This window comes from Neobacillus bataviensis LMG 21833 (assembly GCF_000307875.1).
In the GTDB taxonomy this organism is placed as follows: Bacteria; Bacillota; Bacilli; order Bacillales; family Cytobacillaceae; genus Neobacillus; species Neobacillus bataviensis.
This window is the reverse complement of sequence record NZ_AJLS01000004.1, coordinates 1-17,755: the sequence shown is the minus strand read 5'-3', so window position 1 is coordinate 17,755 and position 17,755 is coordinate 1. Positions and strand designations below refer to the sequence as shown.

Here is a 17,755-nt window from a genome sequence, read left to right as displayed (position 1 = left end):
CTTGCTTTTCCATTTCAATACTAGAGAATCGCTAGAGTAGCTTGCAATGCACTGGATTCTTTGTTTGATTTGTTTTTTTGTCCCACCTATACCTGGAGCAATCTGTTTAAGGGTACGATCATATTTTTTATCTGCAAAACGAATAAGGGTATGCCCATATTCAATATATCCGCTCTCATCCAAGAGATTTAAAACGGAAGCATCACAAGCCAATTCCCGATCCATTCGAATCCTTTTTAAGGCATACCAGATGAATGGGTTAAACCAATAAATAATACGAACCAGCCACATGACGTAATTCACGAACAGATCTTTGCTTTTATGATGGTGCAGTTCGTGCAAAAACACGCATTTTAATTCATTTAACGAGAATGCTTCTCGCGTTTTGCTTGGTAAAAAAATATAGGGCCGAAAAATCCCGAACGTGATCGGCGAGGTAATAAGAGAGGTCTCCCGGAGCCTTATGTCTTTTTTCACCCCAACCATCTCTTTGCACGCTTCTAAAAGTTGATTTAGCTTTTGGTCATGAACAGCCGCAGCTGACTTTTTGATTCGATAGATTTGATAGTTTGAGTAAACAGCAGCCCCAACAAAAAGAATGACTCCAATGACCCAAACTATAAAAAATGTATGGTAGACGAAATCGGGCGTTGACTTGTTTACAGATACCGTGAAATCATGTAATAAATCGCTGTTTGACGCCTGAAAGGCATCCACTCCATTAATCCTTTCACTCTTCGAAGTCATGTCTCTTTGAAAAAATAGCAAGCTTTTAAAATACTGAATTCCTTCTCCAAGGTAAAAATAATTCCAAGGTAAAAAGGTAGCAAGGATTGGAATGCAAAGAAAATACCAAATATGGTACTGTGCTTTCACCGTCATATGATTGTTTAAGAGCTTTTTGATTAATAGAATGATGAAAATAAGGAGGGATACCACGATTGTACTAACTAAAATCCGCAGCAGCATGGTATCCATTATTTTTCCCCTTTCTTGTCTCTCATGGATAATATTTTCTTTAATTCCGAAATATCTTCATTCGATAACTTATCATTTTCAATAAAATTTAATATCATTGAATTTAACGTGCCGCCGAAAAACTGCTGCAGAAAGGATTTACTTTTTTGCTCAACATATTCATGCTTTTCAACCAGGGAAGTATAAGTAAACACTCGGCCATCTTTTCTTACGTGCAAGGCCTTTTTCTTAACTAGGCGCGCCAGCATGGTGTGAATGGTATTTGGCTTCCAATCACTCTTACTCGATAATTTCTCCACTACCTCAGGAGTCGAAATCGGCTCAAAGTTCCATATAACCTTCATCACTTCATATTCTGCTTCCGATATTTGTGGAATCTCCTTCATGATCCCCCTCCTACTTTTACAACTGTAGTATTTATTATAGCAAGACGGTCCAAAAACATAAAGAAATAGTCGTGACTTTAGCCTATGGTAAATAATCCCCTTTGCATGCTGAATTTGTTACAAATTCCTCTTTGTTTTCTTTCAGTATTAATTGACATAAGATTCTCCCATACATTTCTCACTTAAAAATTCAACAGAATTGCCCACTTCCTTCTTTCACTAAACTCCCTTTACTTCAACAAGCAAAAGCATTACCATTTTTATGGTATTGCTTTTGCTAAACTAATATGGGATTTACTAATAATTATCAACGACTCCTCCTAGTGAAGATGCCTTAATGATAGGATTTTTCATGATTTCTGCAATTTCATCCTTTGTGCCATAAATGACAACTCCTAATATTTCTACATCATCTATTTTTATATTTTTCATCGTGTTATAGGCATTCTTGTGTTCTCGGAAGGCACTCGTTTTTAATAACTTCAGAAAATTATTATATTCATATTCCAAATCAGTGTTGGAAGTAAAAGGAGTCCTTGTAGAAAACCCCAAGGCTCCATTCTCCCTAATAAACGTTGCGGACCAATCGTATTCTTTCGCCTCTTGTTGAAATGTCCTTAATTGGCTATTGTTGTATGTGTTCACCCAAAACCAAGTTTAATAATATTCTATCTAATTTATTTGATAGAATATCAAACCAAGGTAAAGGATGAAACTAAAAGAGTCCAATTCTTTAACCGAAATCGGACTCTGAACTACTTTTATTTCATTACCACAAAGATTGAATCCAGTTTATCCTCATTTACAAAATAACCCAGGTTAACATTCACCGTATGTTCAGGCTGGATACTGCCAAAATTGTAATAGCTTTTTCCGTTTCCGTGAGGATCTAGATAATCAACTTCGCTCGTCATCATACTTTGTTCGTCCATTCCAACCTTCCAAGCATAGTTCATGTATTATGTTGGTGAGATTACGGAATGTCCAAAGGCTCGATCCAATACATTTAAAATTATGTATTATTAAATACTAGTAGTCATTGGCTTGTTGTTGGCTCAAAAAGAAAAGTAAAATTTGAAGCTGAATAATAATTCTTTGCACATCTCTTACTTTAATAGTCTTCAATCTATGGAATTTCCATTCGTACAACTCCTAAAAAGGGAAGGAAAAAAGCACCACAGTTGCAGTACATGTATAAAACTTTGGATGATTTGGCGTTGTGTACGTTCGGTCGTATCGTTCATAGTACACATCCTTATATTTTTGCTATTTCAGTTAGATGTCTCGGTATTCAAAACTTTTTGCCGGACATAATCAAGATGTAAAAACATTTGATGAAATGCCTCAAAGGGATCCCTTTTTACCAAAGCATTGTAAATAGCAATATGGTGCTCAAGGGTTCGTTGACGTTCACGGACTTTTACTATACTGTTTGTTTTGAGTAAAGTGACAATTAAAGAATCAATCAATCCTTCCACCACTGGATTATTCGCACTTAACGCAATAATGCGGTGAAATTCAATATCTGCTCCCCAGTAATTATTGTCCTTGCTGCTCTCAATGACATCGATGGTTTGTTTTAACCTCTCTAGGTCTTCATCACATATTTTTTCAGCAGCAATGGTAATTAACCCCAACTCCAAAGCCATCCGTGCTTCAATCATGGCTTGTAAGTTATCGGAAGCCAGTGCTAACATGGCTGAAAAGGGATGACTGCTGACTTTATTGTTAAAAAAAGTTCCTTCACGGGTTTTCCGTGTAATAATGCCCAATGATTCAAGAGAGCTAAGTGCTTCACGTAAGACAGGACGGCTGACATTTAATATTTCCATCAATTCCATTTCCGTAGGAAGCTTATCTCCCGGTTTCATTTGGCCGCTGATCAATAGTTGGGTGATATTTTCCACTACCTGCTTGGACAATGTATTACGAGTCACGGTCCCAACTGTAATTTTTTTAGGAGAATGATCCATTATTGGCCCCCTTGGATTTAATCTGACAGCTTTATTATAATATATCCCGCGACTTTTGTACCATTATAAAAAAAACGCTGCAGAACAACTGCAACGTTACGTTTCTATGCATTTTAAGTTAACGGCTAACCTCAGCATTCGCTAATTTTTCATAGTATTTTAAAAGACTGCTATGATCTTCAAACTCATGGCCATCGGTTTTTAAGGCATACATCATTTCAAGAACCGCCGCTGTTAATGGTGTTGGAGCCCCAACTTCATGGCTGGTCTTTAGTGCATTCGTTAAATCCTTCATGTGCAAATTTATACGGAAGCCCGGTTTAAAATTTCGATCGAGCATCATCGGTGCTTTTGCGTCTAAAACGGTGCTTCCAGCCAAACCGCCGCGGATTGCCTGGTAAACTGCTTCAGGGTTCACACCCGCTTTTTGCGCTAACACAAATGCTTCAGAGACCGCAGCGATATTTAAGGCAACAATCACTTGATTGGCAAGCTTGGTAACGTTACCGGCGCCGATTTCCCCAACGTGGACAACCGATCCGGCCATAACAGCCAGTACATCTTTCACTTCGTCAAAGGCTTCTTTCTTGCCGCCGACCATTACGGAGATGGTTCCATCAATGGCCTTAGGCTCCCCGCCGCTGACAGGAGCGTCAAGCATTTCGACTCCTTGTTCGACCAATGCCCTATACACTTCCTGAGAAGCACCTGGTGCAATCGAACTCATGTCCACATAAATTAATCCTTCATGTGCACCTTCAATCAGTCCATTTTCGCCTAAAGCGACTTCCTTCACGTTCGGAGAATTAGGCAGCATCGTAATGACAATATCTGACTTTTCCGCAATGGCTTTAGGAGTATATTCTACTTCTGCACCCAATTCCCGAAGTTCGTTCGCAGCGTCTTGATTAAAACCGCTGACAATTAGTGGATAGCCGGCTTTGATAAGGTTTTTGCTCATAGGCTTACCCATAATTCCAAGTCCGATAAATCCGATTTTCTTCATATTATTTCTACTCCTTTATATTTCTATTTTTCTAGTAATCCAGCTTCTTCCATTGAGCTTCTTAGTGTCTCTAATAATTCCCCTTTACTGCTCTGGACAGGTTTGACACAGTCGCCAACCTCTAATCCGAGTAAATTCGCCATATCCTTTGTGGCAACAGGGAAGGTCGTTTTATCCTGGGCAATACGAACGGGATTTAACGTGAATTGTGCCTCTAATGCTCCCTTCAAATCGCCTTTCGTATATTTGTTGTAAATCGACGTAACCAGCGGGCCAAACATATTGGCGGTTGAACAAACACTGCCGACTGTCCCTATGCACAATCCCGGAAAAACAAGGGTATCTTTACCGGCCATTACTTTAAAATTCAGATCCCTTGTACAGCGGACCAATTCACTAAGCATCGTAAAATCTCCGCTGGAATCCTTGATACCCACAATATTGTCAACATCCCTGGCCAATTTCTCAGCCAATTTCACAGAAATGTTGTAACCCACCCGGCCTGGGTTATTGTAAAGCAATACTGCTGTGTTTGGAACGTTGTCTGCTACTGCCTTAAAATGATCATACAATTCATCAAAGGTCGGCTTCAAAAACATCGGCTGGAGAATCGAAATCCCATCAGCTCCCATCGCCTCCGCCTTTTTAGCCAAACGAACGGCCTGTTTTGTTCGAATCGCCCCAATCCCGAAATAAACGGGAACCCGGCCTTTTGCCTGGTCGATGATTGCTTCAAAAGCAGTAAGCATTTCTTGCTCTTCAAACGCATAAAATTCGCCGTTACTTCCGAAAGCTAAGATCCCGTGGACCCCATCTTCAATCACATGGTCCACCATAAAACGCAGCTTAGCTTCATCGATATTTTCATTTTTGTCGATCGGAGTGATGATGGGAACAATAATCCCTTTAATTTGGTCAATATTCATCATAATCGGATCTCTCCCATAAATTTTACTAGTAATCTATCATTTAATTGTATATTTGTCTTACAAATAATTCATTAGGCAAATTCACAAGAAATCCTGTCATTTTTCACAAATCAAAGTCAGTTTTTGTAAATATCAAACAAATTGCACCAAATTCAACACAAACCGCCTCTAGTTTAAGAGCAGCGAATGTGTTGGCTTTATATCTTCAACACCCTGCAAATATTTTCTGAAGCGAAAGCTAAATTATCACGACCGGATTCAAGAGCCTCCTCGAGTGAGGTAACCCCTTTTAAGATACCAATAATTGCATTAAATCCATGATGATGTAAAACGTCAACATCCTTGCCAATTCTTCCGGCAAAAGCAATTACAGGAACCGAATGTTTCTTGGCAATCGCAGCCACTCCGTAGGGCGTTTTACCGAACAAGGTCTGACCATCAATGCTGCCTTCCCCTGTAAAACAAAAGTCCGCTCCGATGATTTTCTCCTCAAGTCCTGTATACTCGATGACAAGTTCAATTCCCTTTTTTAGTCGGGCATTTAAGAACGCCATTAATCCTGCACCTAGTCCGCCAGCCGCTCCTGAACCTTCAATTTGGGTAATATCTAGCTGCAGATGCGTCTTAATCACTTCTGCAAAATGAGCTAAATTTTGGTCAAGGAGGTTCACCATTTCCGGGTTTGCCCCTTTTTGCGGGCCAAAAATAGCTGAGCACCCATTTTCACCAATTAAAGGATTGGTGACATCACACGCCACATCGATCTTTACCGTTTTAATCCGCTCATCCAATCCGCTTATGTCAATGGAATGCAATTGATCCAAAACGCCACCGCCAAATGGGAGTTCATCTCCATTTTGATTTTTAAAAGTAACCCCAAGTGCTTGCAACATTCCCATCCCGCCATCATTGGTAGCACTTCCCCCAATACCAATTAAAAAACGACTCACACCCTTATCGAGGGCATGCTTAATTAATTGACCCGTTCCATAGGTGGTCGTTAGCAGTGGATTGCGATCTTCGAGTTTAATAAGACCTAACCCGCTTGCACTTGCCATTTCAATCACAGCGGTTTTTCCTTCATCCAAAAGCCCGTATTCGGCTATGACTTCTTTTCCTAATGGTCCGATTACTTTTGTTTTGATGATTTCTCCGTTTGAGAAACTCACAAGCGATTCTACCGTACCTTCCCCTCCATCTGCCATAGGAACAATCACGCATTCTGCATGGGGAAAAACCTTTTTGATACCTTTTTCCATTTCTAGGGCAGCATTCTTCGCCGTCATACTTTCCTTAAATGAATCTGGCGCTAGCACAAATTTCATCATGATCTGTCCTTTTCCTCGATTTCTTGATTAAACAATGGGGGGTGACGTTTTAGTCACCCCAATTTTTTTATCGAACAAGACACGGACGCTTGTTATCGAATTTCCAGCCTGGAATTAAATATTGCATTCCTGCGGCATCATCACGGGAACCTAATCCCATGTTGTTATATAGCTCGTTCGCTATTAAAATTTGATCCATATCCACTTCAATCCCCAATCCTGGCTTATTAGGAATCGTGAGATAACCATCCACAATCTTATACGGGTCTTTGGTTAAATGTTCTACGCCTTCCTGCCAAATCCAGTGTGTATCAATAGCAGTAATATTACCGGGAGCAGCCGCTGCTACATGTGTGAACATGGCAAGTGAAATATCAAAGTGGTTATTAGAGTGTGAACCCCACGTTAAACCAAATTCATTACACATTTGGGCTACACGCACAGACCCCTGCATCGTCCAGAAGTGCGGATCAGCAAGCGGGATGTTCACGGAATGCAGGGCGATGGTATGAGACATTTGTCTCCAGTCTGTTGCAATCATATTGGTTGCGGTCGGAATTCCAGTTTGTTTTCTAAACTCCGCCATGATTTCACGGCCTGAATACCCGTTTTCTGCTCCGCATGGATCTTCTGCATAGGTCAAGATTCCATGCATATCTTTACATAACTCTACCGCTTCATTTAATGACCAAGCTCCGTTTGGATCCAATGTGATTCTAGCATCCGGGAATCTTTCTTTTAGAGCCTTAATCGCTTTAATTTCTTCCTTGCCTTCTAAAACGCCGCCTTTTAATTTAAAATCTGTAAATCCATAAAGCTTGTGAGATGCCTCGGCAAGCCTGACCACCGCTTCTGGTGTTAAGGCTTCTTCATGGCGGATCCGATACCATTCTTCTTCTGCATCCGGATTGCTGTAATACGGTATATCCGTCTTATTTCGATCTCCAATGTAGAACAAATAACCCAATGTCTTTACTTTTTCTCTCTGCTGCCCTTCCCCTAATAGCGCTGCAACCGGTACATTTAAATATTTTCCCAGTAAATCTAGTAAAGCCGCTTCAATCGCAGTTACAGCATGGATGGTGATTCGGAGATCAAAGGTCTGCAGACCGCGTCCTGTTACATCACGAGAAGCAAATGTTTCTCGTACTTTATTCAAGATGTTATGATAATGGCCGATTGATGAACCAACCACCAATTCCTTTGCATCTTCAAGTGTTTTACGAATTCCCTCACCGCCGGGAACTTCCCCGACACCAATATTTCCGCATGAATCCTTTAGGACAACAATATTCCTTGTAAAATAAGCACCATGGGCACCACTGAGATTAAGAAGCATGCTGTCACGACCAGCGACAGGGTAAACGTTCATTTCGGTTACGACGGGAGTGGTTTTTACTGTGTTTTGCACTGTTGACATGAAATTATCTCCAATCTAAATCTTCTTTTTACTTTCAAGTTTTCCTATTTCTTTAAAGAGTAATTGAATCTCTTATATCCAAAATTCATCGGGCAGTAATCCACTTATCCGTTACTGCCCGCCTATAAATCTTTTTAGAAAAATAGATTTAGTATTAATACACCGGCTAAGCCTATCAAACCGAGAGCCGTGGTGTAAGTTGTTCTGATCTTTATAGCTTCGCCTACAGATAAATTTAAGTATTCTTTAAACATCCAGAAACCTGGATCTGTAACATGTGAGAAAGCGATACTTCCGCAAGTGACTGCTAATGTCATCAATTCCATGCTGATACCTGATGCCTGAGCGATTGGCAGAACCACACCGGCTGCTGTCATAACAGCCACGGTTGCTGATCCAAGAGCAATACGTAAAAGAGCCGCGATTAACCATGCAAGGATAATCGGAGAAATACTCCAACCGCCTGTCATATCTTTAATGTAGTCGGCAATACCTCCATCAACCAATACTTGTTTAAAGGCACCGCCCGCTCCAATAACTAAGATAATCATGGCCATTGGTTTAACAGCATTTGAACATGATTGCATCACATCTTTAAGAGGACGGCCCACTCTTGGTCCTAGAAGCCACATAGCAAGTAATAGGGCAATCAATAGGGCCATATTGGAGGAACCAATGAAGTCCATTATATGTCTGAAACCATTTTCCTTCGGCAAAAATAATGTACAAACTGCATCAATTGCCATTAATAGGACTGGTACAATAGCAACAAAAATACTTACTCCAAAGCCCGGCATTTCTTCTTCTGTAAAAGTTTTGTTCGTAACAAGTCCTTCTGGTATTGCCGGATTAATTTTTTTGAAGAAAGGCACCCGAGTCCATGTTAATCCAATAAAAGCTGCCGCAGGTATGGCAATAATCAAACCGTAAAGAAGTGTTAAAGACATGTTCGCCTGAAAAACTCCAGCAACTGCAGCCGGTCCCGGATGCGGCGGAAGGAAACTATGGGCTGTTGATAATGCGATTGACATCGGTAAAGCTACATAAAGTAGATTTAATTTTGTTTGGCGAACAATAACAAACACAAGTGGAATGATTAATACGAATGCTACTTCATAGAACATCGTAACGCCGAGGATTAAAGATGCGATTAAGATAGCAACTTGAACCCGTTTTATTCCCAATTTGTCCATTAGTCTAGTAGCAATCCTTTGAGCGGCACCTGCATCTGCCATCAACGTGCCAATCATGGCTCCAAGTCCGACAATAATCGCCGTTCCTCCGAGCTGGCCTCCGAGACCACTAGAGATCGAACTCCAAATTTTGTCGAGCGGCATGCCTACTAAAAAACCAACAAATAAAGAAGTCAATAACAAAGAGATAAATCCATTCATTTTTAACGGAATCATTAAAACAAGCAAAAGGACAACTGCTAAAGCAACATACAATAAGGGCATGTATCTCTTCCTTTCCAGTAAGTAATTAGACTGCTTGGCTCCTTTCTGGCATTTGAACAAAGCATAAGTCTTCTTCATTTAACAAAATAAATAGGCCAAGGGACTACTCTACAATCATAACAACCTATAAACCTTCTTAAAAACCTTCTAGTAAACGTTTACATTTTTATTGTATAATTGTCTTACAAATAAATCATTAGTCAAATGAATAAAAAATATATTTAATTTTTTGTGCAAATAAAGTGTAATACTTTCATTTTATCAGGGAGGACATATGAAAATAAATAAAGTTTTAGCCCAAAAGATTGCTGATAAGGTAATGAGTGTTATTCCCTATAAAGTAAATATCATGGATGAAAATGGCTTAATTATTGGAAGCGGTGATAAAAAGCGGGTGGACACCATTCATAAGGGAGCCGTTTCTGCAATTGAACAAAGAACCATGGTAACCATCTACAAACCGGAAGGATCTTCAAAACCGGGCGTAAACATCCCCATCCATTTTCAAAATCAGACGATTGGGGTCATTGGCATAAGCGGTGATCCGCGGATTGTTGCACCCTTTGCAGAACTGGTCCGTGTAACAGCAGAGCTATTAATCGACCAGGAATTTTTATTCAAAGAAAGAAGAATAAAGGAACAAATGATGGAGGAATTTCTGTATCATTGGGTTTTTCGGAATAATGAGTATGATACAGCCTTTTTCAATAGTGCAGAGTCGATTGGGGTTAACCTGAAATTGGTTAGAAAAGCCGTCATCTTAAAAGGGAAATTACGTAAACAGCCATCTTTATTTGCTCAGGAATTTACTTTCAAACTTAATCAGGAAAGCCAACTTTTTATCGTTCCGGATACCAGTGATATTGTCCATCGGTTAGAGCCCCTTATTTCCCAAGACTCAAAAGTAGGAATCGGGGATCGTCATAAAATTATGGCGAAGTCATTTCAGGAAGCCAAAAGAGCGATTGAGATATCTGAAAGTTTGAAATTTGCACAGATTATTTGTGATTATCCACAATTAAAATTTATTGATTATTTAACAAATAAAAATGTAGCTTTTGATGAAATCATTCCTTTTTACGCGCAGCTGGACGAAAATCAAAAAGGACAGGAGTTATTAGAAACCCTTCTTTGCTTTATTGAAAACAGCGGCGATATGAACGCCATATCGTATAAGCTTCATATCCACCGGAACAGCTTAGCCTACCGGCTTCAAAGAATTGAAATCCTTACTAACAAGAACCCTAAAAAATTCATTGATTTATTTCAGCTCTTTACCGGATATGTGCTATATAAAATGAAGCATACCTCATCATGAAATACAGCCTTCACGTTCGGACGTGAAGGCTGTATTTCTTTCCCCTAATGAATAACCGAAATAATATTGAAGCCATGATAACTCTAAGAGGTTACGCCAGTTACAAAAAAGGCAGTTACTTAAGCAGCATAGCCAAAGACTTTATTCAGCTTGCGGCTGATTATTGGTCAGCAAAATTAGGAAATATTCATTAATCCTTGTATTAATTTTTCTGTTTGAAACAGAATAACTAACAATTAATAGGGAGGTGTTTTCTAATGAAACAGGATGAGAAAAGCTTTTCTTCGAAAACCCAAAATACCGTTTCAGTGAATGAACTTTATGAGGAAGCAAAAAGAAAAAACATTATGGATTGGGGAGAAATAGATACAGCAGAAAGCGTACTAAAAAAGAGCAATAAAAGCCCTGAATAAGGGCTTTTTCATATAGTTGTGTTCAGTATTGTTATACGTGTGCTTTAAACGGGGTGGATGGTAATGGAGATTATATTAATACTAACTGCACTACACATTCGACGTGTGTGGACTGTAATTGACAACACAAGGGATGTTGGTGGGTTTATCAACATACTTGTGACCGTTACACTTAGAACATCAGACTTGTTAAATTAAATCCCCAATTAGTTTAATAAGAAACATCAATAAACAAGGTGCCTTAATCATAAATGGATCAACTCTCCAAGAGTTTAATAAAGCAGGGGCTCGCAAATACTTTTGCACCTGTTAGCAACATTTGTTATTCTTTGTTATCTTTCCTCTTATCTATAATTGTAAAAGCACTTTTTAGTGTTGGACTAGTTTCAAAAATAACTTTAGATGCATCTAAGATGCTATTATTAAAAGGCTTGTCAAGCACAGCAGTAGCTCTCATAGTATCTGAGGATTTAACACTGTTATTAAATACTAAATTTTTAACATCAAATATAGATGTACTTGAAGAAACTAATTCACTTAAATCTTTTTGGTTACGTCGTTGATATGACTCAAGTTTGCTTATTTTTTCTTGTAATGATATTAGCTGTCCTTCCTGAATATTTTTATCTTTATAAAGCTCTTCTATTTCTTTTTTTAACTCCTGTATTAAATTTTCTTGCTCCACCTTTTCTTTATTTAAGTCATTTAGACTTTTTTTAGTTTCACGAATTGCGTTAACCATTTCATCAGCATTACCCGCTAATCTATTTAGAACTAACAGTTGATTATTAAGAAGTTGATTTTCCAATTCCAATGGATATCTTAGCTGATGATCCACCTCGCTCCATCCCTCTTCAAAAATTGTCCTTACTTGAATTTCGACTATGGTATCTTCTTTGGTAACATTAGTTTTTATTAAGTAGTGCCAAGATCGGTAAGCGGCAGGATGTTCTTTAAAAACATAATCCGTAGATTCTTTCAAAACCGGATCTATAATATCCCCACTTCGGATATATATTGTTGCAGTTTCAATAAGATTCCACTTATTTCTAATCATATGGTCAATGCTTAAAGCTTGATCTTTATATAAATGTAGTACCCTTATTCCTATTAAATCCGTTACTTCATTCAAATAGTTCTCTAATGTAATCGTGTATTGTTCATTACCTTCTTTTTGTTTTTCCCTTATCGTTTTTCTTATAATTTTATGGATTAAATGTTCAGGGTTTTTAATCCGCGAACGTACACTATGTGCATTGGGATTAGACCGTAAAATCTCAGAAATTGTAGAAGCAGTAGTTGTAAGAGTTGTAATTTGTTCTATGTAATGACTATATATCACTTCTAATTGTGCCCATTCCAAACCTGAACTTTCAAACTCTTCTAACTGCACATTATATTTTATAAGAAAATCTTCTTTATTAATTAGAGCCATATTTAATCCTCCCGTTACTATATACCACAACATTATACCGGAATTATCAAAAATTTTGGGTAATTTTTCTATTAAACATAAGTTAAATTATAAAAACTATTAGTAAAAACTGCTTTTTTCTGAAAATGTTTGTTTCTTAAACTGAACCATTAATTAAATGAGTAAAGTGCGTCTCCATTATTGTGGAAACAAAGTTAGTTGGGTAAGTGCACTATCTTCATATTAAGGATAAACTCCATTTGTTAAAATTTAAAACAAAAAAATAATGAATACCTGGTTATTTCCTTTGCTCTGATCGTTCTTTTTCATAACGTTTATTTACCAAATCCTTAAATTCATCCCACAATAATAGTGCTTTATGAATCTCTTCTGTAAGATCATTCATACTATCTAAATACCTATTATTTATTCTTGGTTGAATAGTAATCTCTAGCAATTCGCCCCACATTTCAACCTTTGTATGTCTAATTGTCCGATAATCATCAGCGTCAGCAACATTTCCTATTTTCTCAGCTACACGATCTAATACAAGTAGAAATTCATAATATTTTTTTCGGTTCATTCCGTCATAAAATGGTCCTCCCCACCTGTTCCAATGTTCAGATAATGAGTCACTAAAAAGAGCCCAACCATTATGTACTTTATTAAAAGGAAATATATCTTGGTCTAACTTAGTTAATCTTACAATAATGTCATTAAGCCTCATCATTTCTTCATACTCATTAAGTGTTATTCTAAATTTATAATTTTCTATTTTTTCATTTGGTTTTTCAATATTTTTCTCTCTTCTTTGATCAAGGATTTCCTTAAAACCAAAAAGTCCAATTACAAAACCCAAACCTAAGATAGTAAAACTATCACCAATTGCCTGAACAATATCCGACTTTAAATTAATTGGAAATAACCAAATGGTCATTGAGAAAATAAATAAGACAAGTGCTACTATTTGTATAATGCCCCCATATTTTTTAAATCGGGTTATCTCTACTACATCTGAAAGGCTTATTAGTGCTGCTATTACTGATATAAGTGCAACAACTAAGCTGGGAACTAAAAATCCAAAAAGTCTAAAGATTGCTGAGATAACAAAAATTATTCCTACAGCTAAAACAACATATGCAGATTTAAAATTCATATTTACCACCATTCTGAACTGAATTAACTACGTTCTAAGTTTATCAAAATTCAATTGGAATGGATTTAAGAAATTTCATTTAAATTAAAATAATTTCCCCAACACTCTACTGGTTCCATAATTAAATCAAATGGAATGTGTTTATTCATTCCTCGAAGGATTCAGACTACTTAAAAGCCGGGAATATTTTTTCGATGTTCTAGTTGCCATTCTTAGGTTAATGAACTATTTCCCCCAAACCCTGAATATACATAATCTCTTCAAGAAAACTAAGGTTTGAGACCCCCCAAGATAAATTTGAAAAGACCTATCATTTTTTATTTTTTAAAATTATGTCGAAAAGTACAATATTCTGAATTACAATTGGCTTAATATGGAATAATTTTGTTGGAGGGAGAATAGTAGTTGAAAATTAGAAAAAGAACTATACGAGTAATGGCGGATACGATTGCTGGGGCAAAGTTTTCCTTCAAGGTGGGCTTATGCGAATGATAAGATTAGAGAGATGGTAAGTCAGGGACGACTTTTAGAATTTATGAATTACAGTTTAGTTGATGAACATTACTTTGAAACAGAGTCTCAAAAATATGAAACACAAGATCAAATAATCGAGGTATGGAATAAATATCTTGAACTAGATGGGCTTAAGATTATTCGTAATGGCAGTCATTTTACACTTTATGATTTAACTGCATTCAATGTTATTGTAAAGCAAGAAGAGTTAGAAATACTTTCCACAGAGTTTATGAGACAGCAGATTGATAAATGTGAGAAAAAGCTATTAGAAAGAGATTTTGATGGTGCAATAACCACTGCTCGTGCTTGATTGAAGAAGTCTTACTGGAAATTGAAGCCCTTTTAACTGGCCAAAGAGGTACGAATAGTGGTGATATGGCAGTTCTTTATAATCGAGTTAAGAAATTAATTAATTTTGGCCCCGGACAGGAAGGATTAAATGAATCCTGAAAACAAATCCTTCAGGGATTAAATAGTATAGTTTTAGGAGTTAGTAAATTAAGAACAAAAGCAAGTGATTCACATTCAAGAGAATTTAATCCCTCTGAACACCTCGCTCGCTTAGCTGTTAATTCGGCAATGACTTTTACTTTTTTTGTTATTGAGTCTTATTTCTACCAGCAGAGTAAAAAAGCTTCAGGTTGATGGATCATATTAAGATTATGGATCACTTAAACACTTTCTTTTTATTAAATGAGTGTTTATATTTTTATAGATACAGAAAAGTTTTAATTAATCTTGCTTTAAATTAATGTCTATTAAAAGCTGAAGGTTAATGGGACCTAATAGGGAGGGGAAATATTTGTACGACTTTACTAATTTAAGTGATGTTGAATTTGAAAAACTTAGTGCAGATATACTAAGCAGAAAATTAGGGGTAAAATTACGATATTTTTCACCAGGTAGGGACGGTGGAATTGATTTAACAGATGATGTAGCACAAAAAAATATTGTAGTACAAGTGAAACATTATGCTAAGAGCAGTTTTACTAGTTTATTAACCTCTTTAAAGAAAGAGGTAGATAAAGTTGATGAATTGAAGCCAACTCAATACTATGTATGTGTCTCTCAACAACTTACTGCAACTAATATTAACGAAATTTATGAGTTGTTTAAAGGATATATGAAAGACACTTCTAACATAATCACTAGGGATATTTTGGTAGAATTTCTAGAAGAAGAAAGCAATCAAGATATTCTTAGAAAAAACTTTAAATTATGGTTACTATCAGATAAATTATTAAAGGACATCTTTAATAATAATGTATTTATTGATAGTGAAGTATTATTAGAAGATATTGACGATGAATTTAAATATTTTGTTCAAACTAAAGTTTTTAATGAAGCTCTAGAAATTTTAAAAAAATCAAGATTAATAATGATTCAGGGCTCGCCAGGGGTAGGAAAATCGATTAATTCTAAAATGTTGGCTGCTGCGTTTGTCAAAGAAGATTACATTATTAGATACACTACGGACGGACAAGTTAGCAATATTAAAAGTGTCATATCCCAAAATCCAGATGTAAAGGAGGTTATTTTATTAGATGATTGTCTAGGACAGTATTACTTTAGTTTAAAAGAGGGACAAGATTTAGAATTGATATCTTTAATAAAGTATATCAAACAGTATGAAAATAAAGTTCTTATTTTAAATACTAGAGTTACAATTTTTAATGAAGCAATAAGATCCAGACTTCAATTTAGACGTTATTTAGACAAAGGCAAGTTACCAATTAAGACTATTGATATAGATGGTATTTCGGTTGAAGAAAAGGCAGAGATTTTTTATAACCATCTATCAAAAAATAAAATACCTAAAGCTTATTTTAGCGAACTCCGTAAAGATAAAAAGTATAGAAAAATAATTGAGCATAGGAACTATAACCCACGGATAATTGAATTTGTTACTGAAGAGTATAGATTTAGTAAAGTTAGTCCTCCAGACTATTATAACTTTATCTTAAATCACTTAAATAATCCTATGGACGTGTGGGCTGATGAATTTGAACAAAAATTAGAAGAAATAGATAGAATATTTATGTATACCCTCTTTTCTTTGACTGATACTTATACAGATATAAATGCTTTAGAGGATTGTTTTATTTTTAGATTAAATAACGAAGGTCGTGCAAAAAGTACAGTAAATCTATTTGATGAAGTTAAATCTAGATTGACTAAATCTTTAGTTAGAATTATGGATGTTAATGGTTCAAGAAAAATCGGGGTTCTAAATCCTTCTATAAACGACTATATGAACAGTTATCTCCATTTAAATAAAATTGGGCTAAATGCAATTAAGGAATCTATATTATATATTGAACAGCTTGAGAAAATATTCGAGAAAGAAGAAGCAGAAAAAATATTGATTAGTAAATTGATCTCAGGAGAATTTATAAATTTAAAAAGTTTTGGTAATAAAAAAATCGAATACTTATTTTATGGTATATCTAAATATAATATTCTAACTGATAGTTATAAACCAATTATAAAAAGTTGCTTTCAAAATATAGATAAAAGTTTAAGTTTTTTTGGTGAAAAACTCGAAAAAAAGGATCTATTAGTTAAATTCCTAGAAGAGCCAGCATTATATAAATTTTATGAGATTGAGCAGAATTTAAAGAACGAGGAATTTAAGGATGATTTCATAAGTAATTTAGATTATAAAGGAATAATTGAAGTTTTATCAGTAATAAAAAATAAAGAACTATCACTTCCCGGATTAACAGAACAATTGGAGTCGGATTTTTTTGATTCATTGGATTTTTATTTAAGTGATGATATAGAGATTTATGATTATATAGAAGACATTGATGGTTTCGAAGTTTTTTATGATTTAATGCCGCCAGAGGAGCATTCTAAGGAATTCGATGAAGAGGTACAAAAACTTCGCTCTAGTGTTAGAAACCTTATTGCAGAGGAATTAAGAAGTCAGTTAGGTAAAAAGATAGATTTTGAAGCAATTAAGGAGGAACTAGAAGAAATACTTGAAATAACTATATCTAAAGATAAACTATATGATGCAGTTGAAAGACACCTTTATCAAGAAAATGAACCGGACTTCGATGATTATCCATATGATTATGATAATAGAGGATATGAACCCGGAGATGTAGATCAAACTGATATAATATTTGAAAGAGATTATCCAGAAGTAGAATAAGGCGATAATATTGTATTTTTAATTAGTTTAGTTAACTAGTTGAAAACCAAAGGACAACTGCTTTGCCAATTTGGCTACCTATATTGGGAGACCAATGGGTTTTACAGTCTAAGTCTACTTACTTATGGATATATAATGAACAGGATAAATAGATTAAAAGTTGTTTATATTACCTTATATAAAAAATACTAAACCACCCTGGCTTGTAGATTAGGGTGGTTTTATTGTTGAAAACACCAATCAACTCTAATATATTGTATCCTTATTTGTTAAATATTAATAACGTAAGCGTCAAATAGCC

Annotated in this window: 16 protein-coding genes and 1 pseudogene; 5 read left to right on the top strand and 12 right to left on the bottom strand. The window is 36.0% G+C overall.

The features are described 5' to 3' along the window. The 10 genes and pseudogenes from BABA_RS00775 to BABA_RS00735 form a co-directional block, all read right to left on the bottom strand. Positions 1-978: M56 family metallopeptidase (locus BABA_RS00775; RefSeq protein WP_007083202.1), on the bottom strand; the 978-nt coding region annotated here is incomplete at its 3' end. Then, a complete protein-coding gene (locus tag BABA_RS00770) occupies positions 978-1,364 on the bottom strand; it encodes a BlaI/MecI/CopY family transcriptional regulator (protein ID WP_007083201.1) in 387 nt (128 codons plus the stop codon). The genes BABA_RS00770 and BABA_RS00775, both read right to left, overlap by 1 nt. A gap of 297 nt (positions 1,365-1,661) precedes the next feature. Further along, positions 1,662-2,009, bottom strand: a complete 348-nt coding sequence (locus tag BABA_RS00765) for an anti sigma factor C-terminal domain-containing protein (protein WP_083865222.1) — start codon at positions 2,007-2,009, stop codon at positions 1,662-1,664. Between the two features lie 128 nt (positions 2,010-2,137). Then, positions 2,138-2,317: pseudogene (locus BABA_RS26270) on the bottom strand (anti-sigma factor); the annotation flags it as partial. A 318-nt stretch (positions 2,318-2,635) separates the two neighbouring features. After that, a complete protein-coding gene (locus BABA_RS00760; protein WP_007083198.1) occupies positions 2,636-3,337 on the bottom strand; it encodes a FadR/GntR family transcriptional regulator in 702 nt (233 codons plus the stop codon). Positions 3,338-3,455: 118 nt separating this feature from the next. Beyond that, a complete protein-coding gene (gene garR, locus BABA_RS00755; protein WP_007083197.1) occupies positions 3,456-4,343 on the bottom strand; it encodes a 2-hydroxy-3-oxopropionate reductase in 888 nt (295 codons plus the stop codon). Between the two features lie 23 nt (positions 4,344-4,366). Beyond that, positions 4,367-5,272 carry a dihydrodipicolinate synthase family protein gene (locus tag BABA_RS00750; RefSeq protein WP_007083196.1) on the bottom strand — a complete coding sequence of 302 codons (906 nt, stop codon included), beginning with the start codon at positions 5,270-5,272 and terminating at the stop codon, positions 4,367-4,369. Between the two features lie 197 nt (positions 5,273-5,469). Further along, on the bottom strand, positions 5,470-6,597 hold the full coding sequence (locus BABA_RS00745; RefSeq protein ID WP_007083195.1) for a glycerate kinase: 1,128 nt from the start codon (positions 6,595-6,597) through the stop codon (positions 5,470-5,472). A 70-nt stretch (positions 6,598-6,667) separates the two neighbouring features. Beyond that, positions 6,668-8,020 (bottom strand): glucarate dehydratase, encoded by a 1,353-nt coding sequence (gudD, locus tag BABA_RS00740; RefSeq protein ID WP_007083194.1) that lies wholly within the window; start codon positions 8,018-8,020, stop codon positions 6,668-6,670. A gap of 134 nt (positions 8,021-8,154) precedes the next feature. Further along, complete coding sequence (locus BABA_RS00735; RefSeq protein ID WP_007083193.1) at positions 8,155-9,477, bottom strand: gluconate:H+ symporter; 1,323 nt, start codon at positions 9,475-9,477, stop codon at positions 8,155-8,157. Between the two features lie 274 nt (positions 9,478-9,751). On the opposite strand from BABA_RS00735, the gene BABA_RS00730 reads away from it, so the two are divergent. After that, positions 9,752-10,795: a CdaR family transcriptional regulator gene (locus tag BABA_RS00730; RefSeq protein ID WP_007083192.1), complete on the top strand. Its 1,044-nt coding sequence runs from the start codon at positions 9,752-9,754 to the stop codon at positions 10,793-10,795. A gap of 257 nt (positions 10,796-11,052) precedes the next feature. After that, a complete protein-coding gene (locus tag BABA_RS27075; protein WP_157273070.1) occupies positions 11,053-11,208 on the top strand; it encodes a hypothetical protein in 156 nt (51 codons plus the stop codon). 322 nt (positions 11,209-11,530) lie between these two features. Here the strand turns inward: BABA_RS27075 and BABA_RS00725 are convergent, their stop codons facing one another. Further along, positions 11,531-12,643, bottom strand: coding sequence for a nucleotidyltransferase family protein (locus tag BABA_RS00725; protein WP_007083191.1), 1,113 nt, complete (start codon positions 12,641-12,643; stop codon positions 11,531-11,533). 277 nt (positions 12,644-12,920) lie between these two features. Then, positions 12,921-13,778: an APC family permease gene (locus BABA_RS00720; RefSeq protein ID WP_007083190.1), complete on the bottom strand. Its 858-nt coding sequence runs from the start codon at positions 13,776-13,778 to the stop codon at positions 12,921-12,923. 448 nt (positions 13,779-14,226) lie between these two features. Between BABA_RS00720 and BABA_RS00715 the strand changes: the two genes are divergently transcribed. The 3 genes from BABA_RS00715 (at position 14,227) to BABA_RS00710 (ending at position 17,454) form a co-directional block, all read left to right on the top strand. Then, positions 14,227-14,604 carry a hypothetical protein gene (locus tag BABA_RS00715; RefSeq protein ID WP_007083189.1) on the top strand — a complete coding sequence of 126 codons (378 nt, stop codon included), beginning with the start codon at positions 14,227-14,229 and terminating at the stop codon, positions 14,602-14,604. A 146-nt stretch (positions 14,605-14,750) separates the two neighbouring features. Continuing rightward, positions 14,751-14,939, top strand: coding sequence for an abortive infection family protein (locus BABA_RS28455; protein ID WP_083865224.1), 189 nt, complete (start codon positions 14,751-14,753; stop codon positions 14,937-14,939). A 157-nt stretch (positions 14,940-15,096) separates the two neighbouring features. Continuing rightward, positions 15,097-17,454, top strand: coding sequence for an nSTAND3 domain-containing NTPase (locus BABA_RS00710; protein ID WP_007083188.1), 2,358 nt, complete (start codon positions 15,097-15,099; stop codon positions 17,452-17,454). Positions 17,455-17,755 lie beyond the last annotated feature (301 nt).